22 protein-coding genes are annotated in these 21,441 nt (G+C 59.3%); 9 read left to right on the forward strand and 13 right to left on the reverse strand.

The genetic code is table 11. From position 1 onward, the window contains the following. Positions 1-50 precede the first annotated feature (50 nt). Positions 51-683, forward strand: a complete 633-nt coding sequence (locus tag J7399_RS08535; protein WP_209085295.1) for a class I SAM-dependent methyltransferase — start codon at positions 51-53, stop codon at positions 681-683. On the opposite strand, the gene J7399_RS08540 is transcribed toward J7399_RS08535, so the two are convergent. From J7399_RS08540 to J7399_RS08560, 5 genes are all read right to left on the reverse strand, one after another. Then, a complete protein-coding gene (locus J7399_RS08540) occupies positions 656-1,105 on the reverse strand; it encodes a DUF1810 family protein (protein ID WP_348539447.1) in 450 nt (149 codons plus the stop codon). The two genes, J7399_RS08535 and J7399_RS08540, sit on opposite strands and share 28 nt — an antisense overlap. Continuing rightward, positions 1,102-1,887, reverse strand: coding sequence for a carnitinyl-CoA dehydratase (locus J7399_RS08545; RefSeq protein ID WP_209085297.1), 786 nt, complete (start codon positions 1,885-1,887; stop codon positions 1,102-1,104). The genes J7399_RS08540 and J7399_RS08545 overlap by 4 nt, the downstream gene beginning before the upstream one ends. After that, positions 1,884-3,911, reverse strand: coding sequence for an acetate--CoA ligase family protein (locus J7399_RS08550; RefSeq protein WP_209085299.1), 2,028 nt, complete (start codon positions 3,909-3,911; stop codon positions 1,884-1,886). Before J7399_RS08550 ends, J7399_RS08545 begins: the two co-directional genes overlap by 4 nt. 241 nt (positions 3,912-4,152) lie before the next feature. Beyond that, the gene (locus J7399_RS08555; RefSeq protein WP_209085301.1) at positions 4,153-4,428 is read right to left on the reverse strand and encodes a SelT/SelW/SelH family protein; all 276 of its coding nucleotides are present in this window, start codon (positions 4,426-4,428) and stop codon (positions 4,153-4,155) included. 66 nt (positions 4,429-4,494) lie between these two features. Beyond that, positions 4,495-5,655, reverse strand: a complete 1,161-nt coding sequence (locus J7399_RS08560; RefSeq protein ID WP_209085304.1) for an acyl-CoA dehydrogenase family protein — start codon at positions 5,653-5,655, stop codon at positions 4,495-4,497. 78 nt (positions 5,656-5,733) lie between these two features. Between J7399_RS08560 and J7399_RS08565 the strand changes: the two genes are divergently transcribed. Then, on the forward strand, positions 5,734-6,678 hold the full coding sequence (locus tag J7399_RS08565; protein ID WP_209085305.1) for a GlxA family transcriptional regulator: 945 nt from the start codon (positions 5,734-5,736) through the stop codon (positions 6,676-6,678). On the opposite strand, the gene J7399_RS08570 is transcribed toward J7399_RS08565, so the two are convergent. Beyond that, positions 6,679-7,674 carry a sterol desaturase family protein gene (locus J7399_RS08570; protein ID WP_209085306.1) on the reverse strand — a complete coding sequence of 332 codons (996 nt, stop codon included), beginning with the start codon at positions 7,672-7,674 and terminating at the stop codon, positions 6,679-6,681. A 30-nt stretch (positions 7,675-7,704) separates the two neighbouring features. Next, a complete protein-coding gene (locus J7399_RS08575; protein ID WP_209085307.1) occupies positions 7,705-8,460 on the reverse strand; it encodes a class II aldolase and adducin N-terminal domain-containing protein in 756 nt (251 codons plus the stop codon). Between the two features lie 191 nt (positions 8,461-8,651). Between J7399_RS08575 and ade the strand changes: the two genes are divergently transcribed. The 3 genes from ade (at position 8,652) to J7399_RS08590 (ending at position 12,355) form a co-directional block, all read left to right on the forward strand. Continuing rightward, positions 8,652-10,460: an adenine deaminase gene (ade, locus tag J7399_RS08580; protein ID WP_209085308.1), complete on the forward strand. Its 1,809-nt coding sequence runs from the start codon at positions 8,652-8,654 to the stop codon at positions 10,458-10,460. Next, positions 10,457-11,935 (forward strand): AMP nucleosidase, encoded by a 1,479-nt coding sequence (locus J7399_RS08585; protein WP_209085309.1) that lies wholly within the window; start codon positions 10,457-10,459, stop codon positions 11,933-11,935. The genes ade and J7399_RS08585 overlap by 4 nt, the downstream gene beginning before the upstream one ends. 132 nt (positions 11,936-12,067) lie before the next feature. Continuing rightward, entirely contained in the window at positions 12,068-12,355 is a 288-nt protein-coding gene (locus J7399_RS08590; RefSeq protein ID WP_209058508.1) for an HU family DNA-binding protein, read from the forward strand. A 79-nt stretch (positions 12,356-12,434) separates the two neighbouring features. Here J7399_RS08590 and cysK read toward each other — a convergent pair whose 3' ends face one another. Continuing rightward, positions 12,435-13,499 (reverse strand): cysteine synthase A, encoded by a 1,065-nt coding sequence (cysK, locus tag J7399_RS08595; RefSeq protein ID WP_209085310.1) that lies wholly within the window; start codon positions 13,497-13,499, stop codon positions 12,435-12,437. A gap of 412 nt (positions 13,500-13,911) precedes the next feature. Between cysK and J7399_RS08600 the strand changes: the two genes are divergently transcribed. The 3 genes from J7399_RS08600 to J7399_RS08610 are packed head-to-tail and all read left to right on the forward strand — an operon-like array spanning position 13,912 to position 16,135. After that, on the forward strand, positions 13,912-14,616 hold the full coding sequence (locus J7399_RS08600; protein WP_209085311.1) for an ABC transporter permease: 705 nt from the start codon (positions 13,912-13,914) through the stop codon (positions 14,614-14,616). After that, positions 14,610-15,329, forward strand: coding sequence for an ATP-binding cassette domain-containing protein (locus tag J7399_RS08605; protein ID WP_209085313.1), 720 nt, complete (start codon positions 14,610-14,612; stop codon positions 15,327-15,329). The genes J7399_RS08600 and J7399_RS08605 overlap by 7 nt, the downstream gene beginning before the upstream one ends. Further along, positions 15,326-16,135 carry a substrate-binding domain-containing protein gene (locus tag J7399_RS08610; RefSeq protein WP_209085316.1) on the forward strand — a complete coding sequence of 270 codons (810 nt, stop codon included), beginning with the start codon at positions 15,326-15,328 and terminating at the stop codon, positions 16,133-16,135. The genes J7399_RS08605 and J7399_RS08610 overlap by 4 nt, the downstream gene beginning before the upstream one ends. Before the next feature lie 19 nt (positions 16,136-16,154). Here the strand turns inward: J7399_RS08610 and J7399_RS08615 are convergent, their stop codons facing one another. Genes J7399_RS08615 through J7399_RS08630 form a run of 4 tightly spaced genes read right to left on the reverse strand, consistent with a single transcriptional unit; the run spans position 16,155 to position 18,627 of the window. Beyond that, positions 16,155-16,640, reverse strand: coding sequence for a DUF6505 family protein (locus tag J7399_RS08615; protein ID WP_209058520.1), 486 nt, complete (start codon positions 16,638-16,640; stop codon positions 16,155-16,157). Beyond that, positions 16,640-17,365 (reverse strand): biotin/lipoate--protein ligase family protein, encoded by a 726-nt coding sequence (locus J7399_RS08620; RefSeq protein ID WP_209085318.1) that lies wholly within the window; start codon positions 17,363-17,365, stop codon positions 16,640-16,642. The genes J7399_RS08615 and J7399_RS08620 overlap by 1 nt, the downstream gene beginning before the upstream one ends. After that, entirely contained in the window at positions 17,362-18,426 is a 1,065-nt protein-coding gene (gene apbC, locus J7399_RS08625; RefSeq protein ID WP_209085320.1) for an iron-sulfur cluster carrier protein ApbC, read from the reverse strand. The genes J7399_RS08620 and apbC overlap by 4 nt, the downstream gene beginning before the upstream one ends. Next, a complete protein-coding gene (locus J7399_RS08630; protein ID WP_209085322.1) occupies positions 18,427-18,627 on the reverse strand; it encodes a DUF6494 family protein in 201 nt (66 codons plus the stop codon). A gap of 113 nt (positions 18,628-18,740) precedes the next feature. Here J7399_RS08630 and J7399_RS08635 point away from each other — a divergent pair, with 113 nt between their 5' ends. Continuing rightward, complete coding sequence (locus J7399_RS08635; protein ID WP_209085324.1) at positions 18,741-19,469, forward strand: hypothetical protein; 729 nt, start codon at positions 18,741-18,743, stop codon at positions 19,467-19,469. Here the strand turns inward: J7399_RS08635 and J7399_RS08640 are convergent. After that, positions 19,463-21,436: a 4Fe-4S binding protein gene (locus J7399_RS08640; RefSeq protein ID WP_209085326.1), complete on the reverse strand. Its 1,974-nt coding sequence runs from the start codon at positions 21,434-21,436 to the stop codon at positions 19,463-19,465. The genes J7399_RS08635 and J7399_RS08640 overlap by 7 nt on opposite strands. Between the last annotated feature and the right edge of the window lie 5 nt (positions 21,437-21,441).

Here is a 21,441-nt window from a genome sequence, read left to right on the forward strand (position 1 = left end):
AGCAAGGGGGCGGGGTTGATTTTAGACATGATGATGGGGTGAGATAACGCATGTGTGCAAAATCGAAACCTGATCTGGACGCAGCCTATGCGCTTAAAACGCCGGAGGATTCCCGACGCCTCTATGCTGCATGGGCGGAAACCTATGATGCCGGGTTCGCAGAGGCGTCTGATTATGTATTGCCCAAAAAAGTGGCGGAGCAGTTTGTCGATGCAGGCGGAGGTGGGGCAGTTTTGGATATTGGTGCGGGAACCGGGTTATGTGGCCAGGCGCTCGCAGTGCTTGGGGTGACGCAGGTTGATGGCACCGATATTTCGCCTGAAATGTTAGAGGTCGCACAGAAAAAGCGAGTCTATTCCACCCTATTTGCTGCGGATGTGACCCTCGGGTTACCGGTTTCGGACGGTCATTATGATGGGGTTGTCAGCTCCGGCACTTTTACAAATGGTCATGTGGGACCTGGCGCTCTGGATGAGCTGTTGCGGGTTACGCGGGCAGGTGGGCTTTTGGCGTTGTCGATCAATGGAGTGCATTTTGAGACATGGGGATTTGCGCAAAAACTAGACGCCCTTGCAGGGCAGATAGTGGACCTGCGTTTGCCGGAGATACGGTTTTACGGGGCGCATGCCACCGGCGCACATAAGGATGATACGGGTTATGTAGCGTTGTTTCGAAAGCGCTGAACATGAGCCTCGGTTTCGGGGCATTTTTGCCCGCCGTAGAACATCGTGAGCACTTCGGTAAACGCCGGGTCGGCATTGTCGATGGAAGCAAAGAGCGTCGCCGTGCTGCGGACCTTGAGCGCGTCCACCGGCCCCAATATGTCGACGATGGGTGTGGTACGGTGCCGGAGCAGGGCGTTGCACATCTCGATGAGGCGGGGGCCCAACAGCGGATGTTTGAGGTAGGCGGTGGCCTCTCTGAGATCTGCCAGACCGTAGTCGTGGGCGCGTTGTGAACGGCCCAAAATGCGCAGCTGCGGCATTTCCCACCAGATCCAATGGGTGTCTTTGCGACCGGCGGTGAGCTCGGCCAGAGCCTGAGTGTGGGTCTCTGCCTGACGGGGCAGAAACCGCGCGAGATCATGGATGTCCGGTCGGCTCACTTGCCTTTCCAGACAGGGTCACGTTTTTCCGCGAAGGCACGGGCGCCTTCGAGCTGATCTTCGCTGTCGTAAAGCACATCAACGCTGCGCAGCTGGCGCTGGGTGATGCGGTTCATCGCGTCCTGGAATTTGGCATCCTCCGCGTCGCGCACGATCTCCTTGATCGCGGCATAGACCAGCGGTGGGCCGGAGGCGAGCAGGCGGGCCTGCTCCCATGCGCGGTCCATCAGGGTGGCTGCTGGTACAATTTCATTCACGAGCCCCCAGCGGTGAGCCTCTTCGGCATCAAACCAGCGCCCAGTCAGAAGGAGCTCCATGGCGATGTGATACGGGATGCGCTTGGGCAGCTTCACAGAGGCCGCATCCGCGACAGTGCCGGAGCGGATTTCGGGCAGTGCAAAAGAGGCGTGGTCGGCTGCGATGATGATGTCGGCGGACAGGGCGAGCTCCAACCCGCCACCGCAGGCAATACCGTTCACGGCGGCAATCACCGGTTTGTTCATATCGCGTAGCTCCTGCAGGCCACCAAAGCCGCCTACGCCGTAGTCGCCATCCACCGCGTCGCCATCTGCGGCGGCTTTCAGATCCCAACCGGGGCAAAAGAATTTCTCGCCACCGCCGGTGAGAATGGCCACGCGCAGGTCGGGATCATCGCGGAAGTCGCGGAAGACCTCACCCATGATCCGGCTGGTGACGAGGTCGATGGCGTTGGCTTTGGGGCGGTCCAAGGTGACCTCAAGGATGGCACCGTCGCGCCGGGTTTTTACGGGACTGTCGGTCATGACATTTCCTTTCGTATCAGCGCATCTGCAGCCACAGCACGTGTGGGCGTGCAGATCAGCGGGTTGATTTCAACCTCTTCCAAGGTGGAAGCGTTGGCAAGGACATAGGCTTGGAGCGCCTCAGTTACATCGAGAATGGCGTCTATGTTCGCAGCATCACCCCCGCGATATCCGGTGAGCAATTTGGCAGATCTCAGCTGCATTAGAGACTGATATAGGCGATCTCGGTTTGCTGGAACGAGAAGCGATACGCTGTCTTCCATCAGTTCCGTGAGCACGCCGCCTGCTGCCAGTGTGAGCACAAAACCATGTGCCGGATCACGGGTGATGCCAATCAAAAGCTCAGCCACCCCGCCATCGACCATCTCTTCGATCAGGAAGTGATCGGTTGGCATTGCAGCCGCCGCAGTATCGAGATCTTCCGGTGTCAGCTTGAGTTTGACGGCTCCGGCTTCGGTTTTGTGGGCGATGCCCTGACCTTTGAGCACGAGAGGGGCCGAGAGGTTTTCCGCAAGCTTGGCGAGATTGCCAATGTCTTCGTGGTAGGCAGATTGGTGCGCTGGGATATCCAGCCCATGTTCGGCGAGTGCGCGCTTTGCTTCCAATTCACTGAGCACGGTGGCATTTGATGGTGCGCCTGGCAGTGCGAGAGGGAGAGTGTCTGGGGCGGTGATGCTGGCCGCCGCATCTGTTGCTGCGAGCGCTTCGTGTAGACCAAAAAAAGGAACGACTTCACCTGAAATCAGTTCTTTTTCCACATCAGGGGGAATGAGTTCGGGCAGGCTTGCGACCACGGCGATGGGACGTCCTGTGCGTTTGCGTGCGCCAATGGCTGCTGCGGTTGCGCAATCCCAATCCATGCGGTTTTTATGCGGGTAGTCGACCACGGTGAACGTCATGGCGGTGTCGGGCGTCATCATGGCAGCCCAGGCGCGTGTCATCGCCGCTTCGTCGCGCCAGATGTAGGTGTGGTAGTCCAATGGATTGGCGAGCGCGACCATGGGGCCAAGCACATCGCGCAGCTCTTGGATTTGGTCTTGCGTGAGCGGGGGGAAGCGCAGATTTGTGCCAAGCGCGGTGTCGGCCATCAAGCTGGCCTCGCCGCCCGAACAGCTGATCGAGGCGATGTTGCGCCCTTTCGGCACGCCAACCATATGCAGGAGCTTGAGGGTTTCGAGAAACACGGGAAGCTCTGTGACGCGGGCGAAGCCAAGGCGGGAGAGCAAGGCGCCTGCGCCTGTGTCGCTGCCTGCCAATGAAGCTGTATGAGAGACTGTTGCGGCCTGCGCCTCGTCGCTGGCCCCCACTTTGAGGGCGACGACCGGGACGCCTTTTTTAAAGGCTTTGTGCGCAAACGCCTCCCAGGCACGCAGATCGGTGAACCCCTCGATATGGAGGCCAATCGCGGTGACGCGCGGGTCATCCAGAAAGGCGGTGGCAATTTCCGCCTGATTGAGCTGCGCCATGTTTCCGCAGGTGACGACATAGGCGACGGGCAGACCGCGGCGTTGGTTGGTGAGATTAATGGCGATGTTTGAGCTTTGTGTGAGGATGGCTACGCCCTTGTCGACGGGGAGGCAACCGTGTTGGTCGGGCCAAAGCGCGGCCCCATCCAGCGCGTTGATGAGCCCGTAGCAGTTGGGGCCAAGAATGGGCATATCGCCCGCGGCCATGATCAGCGCGTCCTGAAGGTTGGCTCCCGTGGCGTCCTCAGACGCGGCCTCGGAAAAGCCTGAGGCAAAACAGACCGCGCCGCCTGCGCCCAACTTTGAGAGCGCGGCAATCGCTTGGATGGTGGCGTGGCGATTGATGCCAATGAAGGTGGCGTCAGGTGGTGCCGGCAGTGCGGCGATATCAGCGTAGGCGGGCAGGCCCAACACAGATTCGGCTTTGGGATGGACTGGCCAAATGTCTCCGGAGAAGCCAATTTTCTCACATTGACGAATGACCTCAGCGCACCACGCGCCGCCGCCAACCACAGCGATGGACTTTGGACGGATCAGCCTTGAGAGATCGCGGGTCATGATGTCGCCCTCTCGCAATGACTCTTGGCCTCCGGCAGGGATATTTGCAGCAAGAGGAAGTAAGGTTTTGTTAACCAGTTTTGCGCAGATTTTTGGGGCGGTACAGGCTGGGAAGCCGATGACCGTGCAAGGGGAAACCCGCAAGGGTCTTTCTGGAGGGGGTGGCGGCGCGTCGCCCCCTTTCCTCTTGCTCTAAATATCCCGGGGGTGCGGGGGCTGGCCCCCGCTGCGCCATTTGCGTCTAACGATCCGAGTGGCCGAGATCGCGGTTCGGTTCGATCACGTCGCGCAGGCGTTGTTTCAATTCTTTGGCTTCCGGAAAGCCACCCTCGCGTTTGCGATCCCAAAGGAGCGTGCCGTCCACAGTGATCTTGAAAGTCCCCGGAACCTCGGCTGGTGCGATGGTCACGCCGCCGAGGGTTTCGCCAAATGTCTGCAACAGTTCCTGCGCCATCCAGCCGGCGCGCAGGAGCCATTTGCAGCCCACGCAATAGGTGATTGTAACGACAGGTTTCATGTGGCTTTCCCCTCGGATCTTTTCCGAGGTTGTGCCGCACACGGGAAGGCAACACAACGCTTTCCATCATGCACCCAGCGGCCGTAGAAGATCGCGGCTGATTATGTGGCGCTGGATTTCGCTGGTGCCATCCCAGATGCGCTCCACACGTGCGTCGCGCCAGAAACGCTCGATCGGGAAGTCGTCCATCAGACCCATGCCGCCAAAGATCTGCAGGGTGGTATCGGTGACACGGGCAAGCGCCTCGGATGCGTAGAGTTTGGCGGAGGCGATTTCGCGGTTGGAGGGCAGGTTGTTGTCCAGACGCCAGGCGGCCGCGAGGGTGAGCCAGTCGGCAGCGTCAATTTCGGTGATCATATCGGCGATCTGAAAGCTGACGCCCTGGAATTTACCGATGGGCTGGCCGAATTGTTTGCGCTCAGCCGCATAATTTAAGGCGTAGTCAAAACAGCGGCGCGCGCGGCCCACGGAGAAGGCGGCGACGGTGAGACGGGTGGCGTAGAGCCATTCGTTCATCACGGCGAAACCGCCATCGACCTCGCCGAGCACCTGCGCATTGGGCAGGCGGCAGTCATCAAAGGAGAGGATGTAGTTTTTGTAGCCCTTGTGGCTGACGGAATTGTAGCCCTCGCGCACTTCAAAGCCGGGTGTGCCGCGATCCACGAGGAAGGTGGTGATGCGCTTTTTGGGGCCTTTGGGGGTGTCATCGACACCGGTTGCGATGAAGACGATGAAGAAATCCGCATGTTCGGCGCCGGAGATGAAGTGTTTGGAGCCGTTGATGACCCAATCCCCTCCGTCGCGCTGGGCCTGACACTTCATGCCGCGCACATCGGAGCCCGCATCAGGCTCTGTCATGGCCAAAGCGTCCATTTTTTCGCCGCGTACAGCGGGCAGAAGGTAGCGCTCGCGCTGCTCGCTGTTGCAGGCCATCAGGATGTTTTGCGGGCGGCCAAAGAAATGGGTGAGCGCCATGGAGCCGCGCCCCAGTTCGCGCTCAACCAGAGTGAAATCCAGATGAGACAGTCCGGCGCCGCCGACCTCCTCGGGGAAGTTGCAGGCGTAAAAGCCAAGGTCGATGCACTTCTGTTTGATCTCCTCGCCGAGCTCATGTGGCACCTGGCCTGTGCGTTCAACCTCTGCCTCATGGGGGTAGATCTCGTTTTCCACAAAGCTGCGGACGGTGGAGACAATCATCTCCTGTTCTTCGGTCAGGCCAAATTGCATGTGCCACGCTCCAATCCTGTTTCGCAGAAATCGTCCTTTGGCTTGACGGAGAGTAGTATGCAGAAATATCCCTAAATCATGCGAATTTGGGAAAATCATCACGCCGCAGCGCAGAAGGTCGGGGTTCTGCTGTTTGATGGGTTTTCCAATCACTGCCTCGCCAATGCGATTGAGCCTATGCGTGCGGCCAATATGCTTTCCGGTAAAGCGCTGTTCCTGTGGCAGTTTTTCTCTCTGGAAGGGGCGCCGGTTGAGAGTTCCTCTGGCCTGTCCGTCGCGCCGCATGGGCGTATCGCAGAGGCCGCTGGGGATATGTTGATTGTGATGCCCTCTTACGGTTTTCGCGATCTCGGTGGATGGGCCACGCAGGCGGCCTTGCGGGCGGCGGACAAACGCTTTCCGATCATCACGGCCATGGACACGGGCAGTTGGCTGCTGGCGGAGGCCGGGTTGCTGGAAGGGCGGCGTGCCACGATCCATTGGGAGGAGCTGACGCCCTTTGCGGAGCGGTTTCCGGATGTTGAGGTGGTGCGCGAGCGGTTTGTGATCGACGGCAATCGCATCACCTGTTCGGGGGCGATGGCGGCGTTTGATCTGGTGTTGCATTTGATTGGGCAGGCGCATGGACAGGCCTTGGCGCTGGAGGTGGCGCAGCTGTTCATGACGCGCGACAGCGCGCGCTCTCACAGCGGGGGGGCCAGCCCGGCGGGGCGATTGGTGAGCCGCGCGCTGGGGGTCATGCAGGAGCATCTGGAAGCGCCGCTCAGCATCGGACAGGTGGCGGCGCGGGCTGGAGCCACACAGAAGACTCTTGAGAGCCGGATGCGTGCGGAATTGGGCGCACCGCCGACGGCGGTATATCGGCGTATGCGGCTCAATCTGGCGCGCAAGCTTGTGGCAGAGACAGACCTGAGCGTGGCTGAAATCGCTCTGCGCGCGGGTTATCAGACACCGGCGGCGATGACGCGGGCGTTCAAAGAGACCTTTGGCACAACGCCGCGTGCGCTGCGCCAAAGCAGCTGATTAGCGCGTGTACATCTGCTTCTTATGGGCACGTGTGCGGCGGGTGCCTTCGGCAGAGCCGTCATGGAAGGTGCCAAACCACTTATCAAACGGGATCTCAGACGTGCCATAGTTGCACTCAAAATAGCGGTGATGCAGCTGATGAAAGAAGTCTCCGGATTTGGCGACTTCGGCGTCTTTGGCGATCAGCTTTTCAAAGCCGCAATGGGAAAACACCGGGCTGATTTGCTGAAAATAGCTGTGAAAAAGCAGGTGCAGGGGGGCTGATGGAATGATCAGGTGAATAAAATATGTGGTGAAATAGAGACTGTTTTCATACCAGTGATTGGAAATGCCGGACCATGGGCCGACGTTGACATTGCGGTGGTGCACCGCATGCACGTGTTTGTAGAGCTTGGGGTGATGCTCCAGCCTGTGGACCCAATAAAAATGCAGGCCGGACCACATGGGGATGAGCGCGAGCCAGAGCACAAAGAGCGCGGGGGCCTGGGCGAAGCTGAGGGTTGGGACCCATCCATTGGCCGTGACCCAGAAAATCAGACACTGATACACGGTCGCGACGGTCATGGCGCTGCCCAATGTCCACCAGATGTTGTCGAGCACCTGATTGTTGAAGGTGAAGGTGCCGTTTTTGCGGGTGAGGTCGCGCTTATCGAATTTTTTGCGCATGCCCTGGCCTTTGCGCATGTAGAGCCACCAATGCAGCCCGCCTGCGACAACGGTTTGGGGGACGACATTCATGAGCCAGACGGTGAGCACCCAAGACCAATGGAACTTTGCCATATCCGCGAGCGGTGGCAGAACCATTACATAGATGAGCACGGCGATCAGGAAGGGCACCGTGAGCGCCGTGAGCATGAGCCATGCGCCGCGATACCATTGCAGGATGGCGCGCGGTTTGGGTGGCCATTCAAACAGCGGGTTCAGGCGCACCGGCTGTGGCGGGCGGTAGTGCCAGCGTTGGGCTTCATCATCAGTGGCGTAGTCATGTTGCATGGCGCTGGCTCCCTTTGATCTTGGCAAGGTTCAGGTGGCGTAGGGATCGCCCTCCCCGTCCAGAATGGCTTTGAGTTCCTGCAGGTGGCGCACATCCTGCTCCGGGTAGGCTTCCAGCTCCTGAGCGGTTTTCTCGGCGATCTCGTCTGACAGCACTCGCAAGGGCTGGCCGGTTTGCAGCGCGCGGATGTAGGTTTCGGCGGCGCGTTCGAAATAATAGAGCCTGTTGAAGGTGTCTGCGACCGTGTCGCCAATCACCAGGACACCGTGGTTGCCCATGATCATGACCTTCTGTTTTGGGTCGGTCAGCAGCGCGGCGCAGCGGGCGCCTTCGTCCTCAAAGGCCAGGCCGCCGTAGCCATCATCAATTACATAGCGGTTGAAGAAAGTGGCGCAGTTCTGGTCGATCGGGGGTAGGCGGGAGTCGGCCAAGCTTGCCAAGACGGTGGCGAAGATCGAATGCACATGCATCACACAGCGCGCGTGTGGACAGGCGCGGTGGATGCCGCCGTGCAGGCCCCAGGCGGTGGGGTCTGGCGCATCCGGGCCGGTCAGCGCATCTGGGTCATTGGCGTCGACTTCGATCAGATCACTGGCGTTGATCCGCGCGAAGTGGCGCTGGTTCGGGTTCATGAGAAAGCGGGTGCCGTCCTCGTTTATGGCGAGGCTGAAATGATTGGCGACGCCTTCGTGCATGTTGAGGCGGGCCGTCCAGCGGAAGGCGGCGGCGAGATCCACGCGCGCCTGCCAATGTTCCATGTTGGGTCGAATGTTGGTGATGGCCATGATGTCTCTCTCCCTAAGGTCACCTCAGCATGGCACAAATTTGCCGGTCTAAGACATTTGCGACGTCGCAAATGCACCTTGAGCGCATGTGAAGTGCGCGTGAGCCTTTCAAAATTTGCGAGAAACATCTTTTACAAAAGCTTCAAACGACAGCCGCTTGAACCTGCTGAACACGCATGGCACCTTGGGCCATGGAACATATGCAATTTCAAAGCTGGGCTGATGTGGCCCCACAGCTTGTCGCCGTCGCCGCAGGGCGCTCCCCTGCAGATCTCGTTATTCGCAAAGGCCAGTGGGTGAGTGTGCACACCCGCGAGGTGTTGCCGGATCATGACATTGCGGTCATTGCCGGACGCATTGCCTATGTCGGGCCGGATGCCAGCCATTGCATCGGCGCAGATACAGAGATCATTGAGGCGGAAGGGCGCTTCATGATCCCCGGTCTGTGTGACGGGCATATGCACATCGAAAGCGGGATGCTGACGCCAGCGGAGTTTGCCCGCGCGGTGATTGGGCATGGCACCACAACGATGTTCACCGACCCACATGAGATTGCCAATGTGCTGGGTCTTGAAGGCGTGAAAATGATGCATGATGAGGCGCTGATGCAGCCCATCAACATTTTCACGCAGATGCCAAGCTGTGCGCCTTCAGCGCCCGGGCTTGAGACCACCGGCTATGAGATTGGCCCCGATGATGTGGCGGAGGCGATGAGCTGGCCGGGGATTATCGGGCTTGGGGAGATGATGAACTTCCCGGGTGTGATCAACGGCAGCCAGCAGATGCTGGCCGAGATCGCCGCAACGCAGAAGGCGGGCAAGACCGTGGGCGGGCATTATGCCTCGCCCGATCTGGGCAAGGATTTCCATGCCTATGCGGCTGGTGGACCTGCGGATGATCACGAAGGCACCTGTGAGGCGGATGCGATTGCGCGGGTGCGTCAGGGCATGCGCATTATGATGCGGCTCGGCAGCGCTTGGTATGATGTTGAGACCCAGATTACGGCGGTGACCGAGAAGGGTTTGGACCCACGCAGCTTCATCCTGTGCACCGATGATTGTCATTCCGGCACCCTGGTGAATGACGGGCATATGAACCGCGTGGTGCGCCATGCGATCGACTGTGGATGTGATCCGGTGGTGGCGCTGCAGATGGCCACGATCAACACCGCCATGCACTTTGGCTTGGAACGTGATTTAGGCTCTATTGCACCCGGAAGACGGGCGGATGTGATCCTGACAAGCGATCTGAAGACGCTGCCGATTGAGCATGTGATCGCGCGGGGCGTGACCGTGGCCAAGGCAGGTGAAGTGCTTGTGGATTGCCCGCACTATGATTGGCCCGCCCATGCGCGCCAGACCGTGAACCTTGGCCGTGCGCGCGGAGCGGAAGACTTTGTAGTCAGCGCTCCCGATGGCGCGTCCCAAGTCACGGCCAATGTGATTGGTGTGATCGAGAACCAAGCCCCAACCAAGGCGCTGACCGCGGAGCTTTCCGTGGTCGACGGCGTGGTGGAATGTGATCTGGCACAGGATGTCTCTCAGATCGCTTTGGTGGAGCGCCACCTTGGCACCGGCGGCGTGACCAACGGCTTTGTGTCTGGCTTTGGCTACAAAGGGAAAATGGCGATGGCTTCGACAGTGGCGCATGACAGCCACCATATGATCGTGGTCGGAACTGATCGCGAGATGATGGCGAAGGCAGCCAACCGACTGGGCGAAGTTGGCGGTGGTGTGACCGTTTTCAAAGATGGCGAAGAGATAGCCTTGGTCGAGCTGCCCATCGCTGGTTTGATGTCAGATGCTCCGGCGGTCGAAGTGGCCGCCAAGGCGCAGAATATGGTTGAGGCGATGGAGGCTTGCGGCTGTACGCTTAACAACGCTTATATGCAGCATTCGCTATTGGCTTTGGTGGTGATCCCGGAACTCAGGATCTCTGACCTCGGACTGGTGGATGTGACCAAATTTGAAATGACCGACGTGATTAAGGCTGCGCAATGACACCACAGAGTATTCCTGTACATTCCCCCGCTGTGCCAGCTCATGAAACCTTCACTGATGCCAAGGCGGCGGTGGATCGGTTGGAAGAGCTGTATACCATTGCGACCACATATCTGTGCGACCAGTTCCGCCGCGCGCTGCGCAAAGGACCGGACGGGCACCGCATTCGTGCGTTTTATCCGGAAATTCGCATCACAACGACAAGCTTTGCGCAGGTGGACAGCCGTCTGAGTTTCGGCCACGTGGCGGAGCCCGGTGTGCATGCAGCGACGATCACGCGGCCGGATTTGTTCCGGCACTATCTGGAGCAGCAGATCGCGCTGTTGTTGAGCAATCACAAAGTGGGCGTGATGGTGGGGGTTTCCAGCACGCCCATTCCGGTGCATTTCGCAGTGGCGGCGCGGACCGATATGACCGTGCCACAGGACGGGGCGGCGGATTTCACCCTGCGCGACATTTTTGATGTGCCCGATTTGTCGACCACCAATGATGACATTGTGAATGGCACCGCCGGGCCCGACGAAAACGGCGTTGGGCATCTGGCCCCGTTTACGGCGCAGCGCGTGGATTACTCGCTGGCGCGTCTGAGCCATTACACGGCGACGGACCCGGAGCATTTTCAGAACCATGTGTTGTTCACCAACTACCAGTTCTATGTGACCGAGTTTGAAGCCTATGCGCGCGCTATGCTGGCGGATGAAAAGAGCGGCTACACCAGCTTTGTCAGCACCGGAAATGTGGTGATCTCTGATGCGGAGACCCCAATTGCGCCGGTTGATAAGCAGCCGCAAATGCCGACCTATCACCTGAAGCGCGCGGATGGCTCTGGCATCACACTGGTGAATATCGGGGTTGGCCCGTCAAATGCAAAGACGGCCACCGACCATATCGCCGTTTTGCGTCCGCACGCCTGGATCATGGTGGGGCATTGTGCGGGTCTGCGCAATTCGCAGAGCCTTGGGGATTTTGTGCTGGCGCATGCCTATCTGCGTGAAGATCACGTGCTGGATGACGACCTGCCGGTATGGGTGCCCATTCCCGCGCTGGCGGAGGTGCAGACCTCTTTGGAAGAGGCGGTGGCCAATGTCACCAAACTGTCCGGTTATGAGCTGAAGCGTGTGATGCGGACGGGCACCGTGGCGACAATCGACAACCGCAACTGGGAGTTGCGTGAGCATACCGGGCCGGTGCAGCGTCTGAGCCAGAGCCGTGCGATTGCCCTGGACATGGAAAGTGCCACAATTGCTGCGAATGGGTATCGCTTTCGCGTGCCATATGGGACATTACTGTGCGTGAGTGACAAACCTCTACACGGCGAATTGAAGCTTCCCGGAATGGCCAGTGACTTCTATAAGACGCAGGTGGCGCGCCATTTGCTGATTGGAATTCGTGCAATGGAGCGTTTGAGGGAAATGCCACTTGAGCGGTTGCATTCGCGGAAATTGCGGTCATTTGACGAGACTGCCTTCCTTTGACCCTACGGAAACCTGTGGAAAACCCATAAAAAACACGGTTTTTGGCATCACAATTTGTTGTGTTCATCCACCATATCCCGTTAAATGCCCGCCATGAGGCCCAATATTCGGGCAGACTAATGGAGACCTGAAATGGCAAAACCGATGACCAAGACCCAACTCGTTGCTGCTCTGGCCGAAGACATGGGCTCTGACAAGAAATCCGCAGGCGCAGCTCTGGAAGCCGTTTGCGCGTTGATCACCCGCGAAGTTTCCGCAGGTGGCGCAGTGACTCTGCCGGGTGTTGGCAAAATCTACTGCCGCGAGCGTCCTGAGCGTATGGTTCGCAACCCAGCGACCGGCGAGCAGATCAAGAAAGAAGCCGACAAGGTTGTGAAAATGACCATCGCCAAAGCGCTGAAAGACAGCGTGAACGGCTGATCGCTTCGATCACTGATTACGGAAAGGGTCGCCCCGATGGAGCGGCCCTTTTTGTTTGTGCGGTTCGATGTGCGAGGTCTTAGATTTCAGCGCTGGGCGTGGATTTGGAGATTTCGATCTCCGCTTCACTCATCTCCTCGGCAATGCCGTCAAAGAGGGGTGTGGACAGATAGCGCTCTCCGGTGTCGGGCAGCATGACGAGAATGTTTGCGCCTTCGGGGGCATCTTTGGCAGCCTCAATCGCTGCGGCCAAAGTGGCGCCGGCGGAGATGCCTGTGAAGATCCCCTCTTCAGCGGCGAGGCGCTGGGACCATTTGATGCCATCCGGCCCTGACACTTTGATCAGCTGATCAAAGCCATTGTTGTCGAGCGCTTCCTGCAACACCCATGGAATGAAATCAGGGGTCCAGCCCTGGATCGGATGCGGCTCAAAGGATGGGTGGCTTTCGGTGGCCTGATGGGCGTCGTTGCGGGTGTTCACATAGCCTGAGTCCACCAGCGCGGCGTTGGTTGGCTCGGACAGGATGATCTTGGTCTGCGGGCTTTCGCGGCGCAGCACGCGGGACACCCCGGCAACCGTGCCGCCGGTGCCGTAGCCCGTGACCCAATAATCAAGCTGCTCCCCGGCAAAATCATTGAGGATTTCGCGCGCGGTGGTGTGTTCGTGCATGTCGGCGTTGTCGGCAGTTTCAAACTGACTGGCCAGGAACCAGCCGTTTGCATCTGCCAGTTCTTTTGCTTTGGTGTACATGCCAAAGCCTTTTTGTGCCTTTGGTGTCAGCACAACTTTTGCGCCCAGGAACCGCATCAGACGGCGGCGCTCAACCGAGAAAGCCTCGGACATGGTGATCACCAACGGATATCCTTTGGCGGCGCAGACCATGGCGAGACCAATGCCGGTGTTGCCGGAGGTTGCCTCAACAACGGTTTGCCCGGGTTTCAGACGACCGTCCTTCTCTGCGGCTTCAATGATATTGAGGGCCAGACGGTCTTTCACGGAGCCCGCCGGATTTGCGGCTTCAAACTTGACGAACATGTTCACATGGTCTGGTGCGATGCGATTGAGGCGCACAACGGGGGTATCGCCAACCGTGTCCAGAATGCTGTCATATCGCTGTCCGCGTCCTTGGGTTTGTCGGGTCATGGGCCTCTCCTCGGGTTTGAACCATGCCAAAAAGGTAGGCTCTGTCAGCGCAGAGCGGTAGGCGTGTTGCGGTGATCACCCAAATTAGGGACGCAAACGGCGAAGCCTCGCCAGAGCGGCAACGACATTCCACCACGAGCTACAGAAGTGGAACCCTGCGATGTGTTTGCGGGCAGATCAGGGCGATTGTTTTGCTGGCAGGCAGGACCGTTGGGGACACTAGGACAAAATGACGGGATGCCTGCGCTGCATTGAGACATTTTGGGTCGAATTTCCTAAAGGTCGCAGGTGGCGGGTATTTTACTTTCGCTCGGACTTGCCAACCCGTAAAAATGCTCAGATCAACACAAAATTCCGAATTGGCGGTACCTAGCGCTGTGTTGAGTGAGGGAGGCGGTCTCAGACCGGGCGGATGAACGACATTCTGGCAGGGCTGTTGCATGCAGCCCATCTGATTTTCACCTTGGATACGGATCTCATCGAGATCTCTTTGCGCTCTCTGCGGGTCACGCTGAGTGCGGTTTTGGTGTCTTCGTTGATTGGCTTGCCGCTGGGATGCTGGCTGGCCGTGCAGCGCTTCCGGTTCCGCCGATTGGCGATTGCCACACTCAATGCATTGATGGGGTTGCCGCCGGTTGTGGTTGGGCTGATCGTATATCTGCTGCTGTCCCGCTCCGGCCCATTTGGCGTCTTTGGACTGTTGTTCACACCAACCGCAATGATCATTGCACAGGTCGTCATTCTGACCCCGCTGATCGCCTCGATCTCACATCAGGCGATCCGCGATCTCTGGGCGGAATATCATGACCTGTTGATTTCGCTGAACACCACGCGGCGTCAACGCATTATGACCTTGCTGTGGGACGGGCGTCGTGCCTTGTTGACGGCGTCGCTTGCCGGCTTTGGCCGCGGCATTGGCGAAGTGGGGGCGATCATGATTGTGGGTGGCAATATCGACCATGCCACACGGGTTCTGACCACGGCGATCTCCCTTGAGACAGGCAAAGGCAACTTCGCGCTGGCGTTGGCGCTTGGCTTCATTCTGATCGGCTTGGCGGTGGCGGTGAACCTGATCATCCACAGCCTGTCACGCACAGAGGTGAGCGGACGATGGTAGAGACGATCCTGCCCCTTAGTGTGGAGAATGCGGTGGTGCGCCGCCGTGGCAAGGTGCTGATTGGCCCGATCACTGCCGAGGTGTCCGAGACCGGGCTGACCATTGTGATGGGGCCAAATGGTGCGGGTAAAACCACGCTGTTGCGACTTTTGCACGGCATGGAGCGATTGGCGTCCGGGGGGCAGCTCAAGTGGCAGGTGCCAGAGCCGCAGGCACGTGGGCAGCAAGGGTTTCTGTTTCAGGCGCCAATCATGATGCGCCGCAGTGCGCTTGAGAATGTGGCTTATCCTTTGACCGTGCATGGTGTGTCCCGAAAGGACGCGCGGAAGCAAGCAGCGGAGTGGATTGCCCGTGTTGGTTTGCAGGACAGTGCAGACAAACAGGCGACGGTTCTGTCAGGAGGCGAGCGGCAAAAGCTGGCGCTGGCCCGCGCTTTGATCCGGCAACCGCAAATTCTGTTCTTGGATGAACCCTGTGCCAACCTTGACGGGCGCGCGACGCGCGAGTTTGAGGCCTTGCTGCACAGTGTTCATGAAGAGGGGACACGCATCGTGATGTCGACACATGACATCGGACAGGCCCGCAGACTGGCGCAAGACGTCTGGTTCATACATCATGGCCAGATATTAGAAGCGACTTCTGCAGAGTTATTTTTTGAAGACCCAAAATCCAAGGAAGCGCGCGCTTTCCTTCAAGGAGACATTATCGAATGAAAATGGGACCACTTTTTGCGCTGACACTATGGGCATTGAGCACCGTGTCCGCGCAAGCCGATAGCCTGAAAATGGCTGTCACAACGTCTTTCCACAATTCCGGCTTGGCCGAGGTGCTGCTGCCTGAAATTCAGAAAGACACCGGGATCGAAGTGCAACTGCTCGTGGTGGGGACCGGGCAGGCTTTGCGTCTTGGGGAAGCCGGGGACGTGGATGCCATTTTGGTGCATTCCAAAGCGGCGGAAGAGGAATTTGTTCTAGGCGGGTTCGGCGTGCATCGCCGCGAAATCATGTTCAATGATTTTGTGTTTGTTGGCCCGTCTGCTGATCCGGCCGGGATTGCCGGCGCGGCTTCGGCAACGGATGCACTTGGCCTGATTGCACAAAACGGCGCCGCGTTTGTGAGCCGTGGGGATGACAGCGGCACCCACAAGAAAGAGCTGGGGCTTTGGGCGGATGCCGGTATCGATGCCGAGGCGCGTGCCGTATCCTGGTACAAAGAGGCCGGTGCGGGCATGGGGGCTTCGCTGAACACAGCCTCGGGGCTGAATGCCTATATCATGACGGATCGCGCCAGCTGGTTGAAGTTTGGCAACAAAGGCGATCTCGCGCTGCTTTATGCGGGCGATCCTGCTCTGTTTAACCAATATGCTTACCTGCCGGTGAGCCCTGAGATGCACGGCCATGTGAAGGCGGAGCTGGCGCTTCAGCTTGAGGATTGGCTGGTCAGTGACCGCGCACGCGACCTGATTGATGGGTATGTGCTGGAAGGCGGGCGGCTGTTCGTTTTCAATGCCAAACGCTGAGTATGTTAGGGGGCTTTGATCAAGCCCCCTCATCCGGCACGGAATGTATCGCAAACTGCTCCAGTTCAGCCTCTGCCGGGGCGATGGAGCGGAATTGTTCGCGCACGCCAGCTTCGGTCAGCTCGCGCACCACTGTCAGCAGGGTGTTGGGGCTGTGATCGGCGCAAAGGTCCGCCATGTGCGCGAGCTCTTCGGCAGCCACAGGTCGGGCAGCTTCCAGAGAGGGGGCGCCGTAGATCTCGACAAAATGCTGCGCAAGGGCATCTGTCAGGGCTTCGAGTTCGGCGGGTTCGATGGCTGTCACGGCCACGAAGGTCACGCGCCCGAAAGTTTCGACGCCCAGCCAGCCATTGGTGAAGGCCTGACGGGCCTTGCCGGTGAGATCCGCGTCTGACCAATTGGAGAATTCAAAGCCGCCGCTGATGGCCCATTCGCCGGTGCGGGCGGGGCTGTGGTAGACCCTCTGGTCGCTTTCATCAAAGTGGATGGCGCGTGCGAGCAGCATCAGGTGTTTCCTTCCAAAAGCGTTGTCAGCGGGAGCAGGCGAGTGTCTTCGTCGCTGCGCAGCATGGCGCCGAAATGTTCGTCGGTGCCGACAAAGGTGCCGGTTTCTGGGGTGTCACCGATCGTCCAGCTCACGTCTTCTCCAAGGTTATGTGCAAGGCCACGCCACTCGTTGTTGAGCGGTTTGAGGCCGTCTTCTTCCATGCGGTTGACCCAGACCAGCGTGTGGCGCACCCAGGCGCTGAGCAGGTCCTCGGGTGGGATATCGACACAGCCTTCCTCATAGAGCGCGGTTTGATCAGGTGTGTCGCCCGGCGTGTCTGCGTTCGCCGGGATCAGGGGCAGTTCGAGGCCGACCACAATCCAGTCGGGCATGGCGTTGGCATCTTCTGTCGAGGCCGCCACGCGCAGTTGACCGCAGCGCGCACCGTTGACCAAAATACCGCCCGGCCATTCCAAGTGTACGGCGACCTCGGGCGGGGCTAAGGCACCAAGCGCATTCTGAAAGCCGATGGCGCAGCTGATCAGCACGGGCATGGCTTCGCTCAAGGTGACTTCGGGGGCAAAGACAATCGCTGCGCGCAGCTGGTCGGCGGCCAGATTGTAGACCACCAACCCTGCGTCACAGCCCATGATGGCCTGCGTCTGCGCCTTGGCAAAGGGATCCGCCGCGCCCGAAAGCGCGAGGCCTTCAAAGAGCGGCGGGAATTGCGGTGCCGCCCTCATGCGGTGCCATCCGCAATCAGTTGACGCGCCAGTTCGCGGAAGACCTGTGCTTGCGGCGAGTCCGGCTTGGAGACAACAATTGGTGCGCCTCCATCCGCGGCCAGCCGAATGTCCATCGCCAGAGGAATTTCCGCCAAGAGTGGCACGTTCAGCTTCTCAGCTTCCGCTGCGACGCCGCCATGGCCAAAGACATGTTCCTCGTGCCCGCAGTTGGAGCAGATGTGGGTGCTCATGTTTTCGATCATGCCCACGATTGGCGTGCCGAGTTTTTCAAACATGTTGATGCCTTTGCGGGCATCCAAGAGTGCGATGTCCTGCGGGGTGGAGACCACAAGCGCGCCGGTGAGCTCTGCTTTTTGAGCGAGCGTCATCTGCACATCGCCGGTGCCGGGTGGCAGATCGACGATCAACACGTCAAGCGCCCCCCATTGCACCTGATTGAGCATCTGCTGAAGCGCGCCCATCAACATGGGGCCACGCCAGACCACAGCCTCTTCTTCGCGGGTCATGAGGCCGATCGACATCATGGTGACGCCGTGGTTGCGCATGGGGAGAATGGTTTTGCCATCCGGGCTGGCCGGACGGCCAGAGACGCCAAGCATACGCGGCTGTGAGGGGCCGTAGACATCTGCATCCAGCAGGCCAACCCGCCGGCCTTCGGCGGCCAAAGCGGCGGCGAGATTCGCTGAAACCGTGGATTTGCCCACGCCGCCCTTGCCCGAGGCGACGGCAAGAATACGGTCGATACCCGGAATTTTTTGCGGGCCTTGGGGCTGGCTGGGACGTGAGGGTTTGAGATCGGGTGGCGGGGATTTCGCCTCATGTGCGGTCATGACAATGGCCACTTTGGAAACCCCTTCAAGCGCGTTCAGGCGGCTTTCAATATCGGCCTTGATCGGCTGCATTGCCTGTGCGCGAGTTGGGTCGATTTCCATCACAAACCGCACCTCGCCGTTGTCGACGGAAAGCGCGCGCACCATGCCCGAGGCGACCAGATCACTGCCGGAGGCAGGATCAGTGAAGTCTTTGAGAATATTCAGAATGTCGTCGCGGTTGGCCATTCATTCGCGTCCTTTGATATCGCCGGTCACCACATGCTCCATCTCCAGCCCGTCGATGGTGAGCACCATTTTGGCATTGAAGGTTTTTCCCGCGGTGGCCTCAGCCCCCGCCGCGCGCATGGCTTCCTCGATGGCCTGCTGGCTTGTCACGCCAACCTGCTTGAGGAACTTGCGCATACTCATGTTGAAATCGTCGCTCATTGCGGTGTCCTTTGCTAAAACGCGCGTCTTAGGCGCGCGTGTTGACGCGGGCTGTGAGCCGCGCCTAGGTTTGCTACATGGTGATATCTCGGATGGTACGATGGGTTTTGGCAATGGCGATTAGCATCGCTGCCATGGCTAGTGCCGCTTTGGCGCAGGGGAAAACCACCACGCTCTACGTCTCGCCGGACCTTATCGAAACCGGTGTGATCAAATTCATGATGCCGCGGTTCATGCTTAAGCACGGGGTGCGGGTCACGCTTGTGGAGGATGCTGGCGCGGGCGCTGCGGCGCTGGTCGAAGATGGTCAGCGCGCGGTTTTTTCCAAAGATGGCGTGACCTATGGGCTGACCGTTTCCAACGCAGAGGACGTTCATATGGCCACCTTTGCCAAATGGCTGACCGGAGAGGTCGGCCAGCGCACGGTGCTGACGTACAAACGCGATGGCGCAGAGATTTTTGCGCCCCCGGTTGTCACAGAGGCTGCGGTTGAGGCGACGGTGTTTGACGGAGACGCCACGCGCGGGGCGGATCTGGCGCTCACGGCCTGTGGCCGCTGTCATGTGGTGGGCGACGCCAACCGGATGTCGGGCATTGGCTCCACCCCCAGCTTTGCTGTGCTGCGCAGCTTGGCGGATTGGGAGGAGCGTTTCGCGGCCTTCTATGCGCTGAACCCGCATCCGGCATTCACGGTGATCCCGGATTTGACCGAACCGTTTGACGAAACCCGCCCGTCGCCCATCAGCCCGGTCACTCTCAGCCTTGAAGAGCTGGAGAACATCCTGGCCTATGCCGCGACGGTGGACCCGGCAGATTTGGGCAAGCCGATTGCGCATCAGTGATCCCGGCGCTTGCTGAAGTAATCCTCAGATGTGCGCACGCGCGGGCGATCTGCTGCGGCAAAGGGATTGCTGGGCTGATGGAACTGCGCGTTCACACGGCAATCATCACACATCTGGATCATCCGCGCTGCATCTGAGGTGGCGAACATGGCGTGTTTGCCCGCGAGTTTGTCCATGATGCGCTCGATGGTGGATTTCACCCCAAACGGTGTGCCGCATTCCACGCATTCAAAGGGCTCTTCTTCATGCACAACCTGTTGGGTGAGCGCGGCATCTGAGGTGTCAAACTGGGGCACCAGCGAAATCGCATTTTCCGGGCAGACATTGGCGCAGAGACCGCATTGCAGGCAGGCGTCTTCCTGAAAGCGCAGCTGTGGCTTATCGGGGTTGTCCCCAAGCGCCCCCGCCGGGCAGAGCGATGCGCAGGACAGGCACAATGTGCAGGCGTCTTTATCCATAAGTACGGCACCGTATGGTGCCTGCTCCGGCAGAGCGATGGGAGCTTCTACACTTGGCTGTAGAGCTTTCACCGCAAGACGGGTGACCTGCCTGCGGTTGCCAAGCGGCAGGATGGGGTTTGCCAATGCGGTTTGCGGCGTGGTGTCATAGAGCATGTCGCATAGCGCGGAAGGCTCTTGCGGCTCCAAAAGGCGAAGCGTGTTCTCTGCACCGCTTAGGGCTTGCGCCAACGCGAGCTCGCTGTCCAAAGCGCTGCGATCTGTGGTGGGAGACACCAGAATGTCCACGCTGGCAAAACCGCTGGCGAGGCTCGCGAGCATTTCGGCGTGTCCAAATCCGCTGACACGTTCGAGATCCATCGGGATCACATCCGCAGGCAGGCCGCGATCAAATCGTGCGGCGAGGGCGATCATCTCTGCGCCGAAACTGCGGTCATGCACCATAAGGCGCGGCGCGGTGCCGCCCGCGGAGCGATAGGCCTCCGCCAGAGCGTTGATGCGTGCAAAGAGCGCGCTGACGGGCGGGTCATCGAAGGTGATTGCGCCAGAGGGGCAAAGGGCGGCACAGGCACCGCATCCGGCGCAGATATTGGGATCGATATCCACATGATCGCCGGACGGATGGATCGCAGACGTAGGGCAGGCATCCAGACATTTGGTGCAAGCGGTCTGCTCTGCGCGTGAGTGGGCACAGAGGCTTGGCTCAAGCGTCAGATAGAGAGGTTTCTCAAATGTCCCAACAAGGTGGGAGGCTTCGAGGATCGCGGCGTGCACGGCGGGCAAGCTGTTTGGATCCGCTCTCAGGTAGCCTTCACGCTTTTCCGGAGCGGGAACCAGCGCGGGTTCACCACGCAGATCAAGGATGATGTCGCAGGTGGTTTGTGCGCCGTTTCGGGCATCGCCAAACTGTAGCGGGCCACGCCCGCCGGGTTCCAATTGCTGCAGGGCGTCGATGTAAACGTCAAACTGTCCAAGCGCACCGGTGACACGTTTGATGCGCCCGGCGATGACATCGCATCCACGCTCGATCGGGGCTTCGGCACCGCTTGGAACAAGCACCGTGACGCTCAGGAACTCTGAAAGCTGCTGCGCGGCCTCCATGGCCACATCCGGTGCGCCCAGGATCAGGCACTGGCCGTCAGAGATAATGTCATAGGTTTTGGTTTCTGGCGTCGGGCGCAGCGCATCGGCGAGAAGCGCGGCCATTTTGGGGGCGGCTTGATCTGCATTCTCGGACCAGCCGGCGCGGTCGCGTAGGTCCACACAAAGGGGGCTGTCCACCTCAAGATCTTCGGCCAGTTCGACAAAGAAATCCTGTTCCTGCTGACAGGCGATGACCGCATTTTCACCGCCGCCTGTTGCCTTCAAAAGTTCGGCGGCCGCAGAAGCGTCTTTGGTGCAAAGGCCGTTGTGGACTTTAGAGCAGCTCAGACCGCTGGTTGCGGACAATTGCTCTGCGTCCAGAGTCATGCTGTCAGAACAATTACATAGAATCAAAGTCTTGGACACGATTT

Source organism: Shimia sp. R9_1 (assembly GCF_017743775.1).
In the GTDB taxonomy this organism is placed as follows: Bacteria; Pseudomonadota; Alphaproteobacteria; order Rhodobacterales; family Rhodobacteraceae; genus Shimia.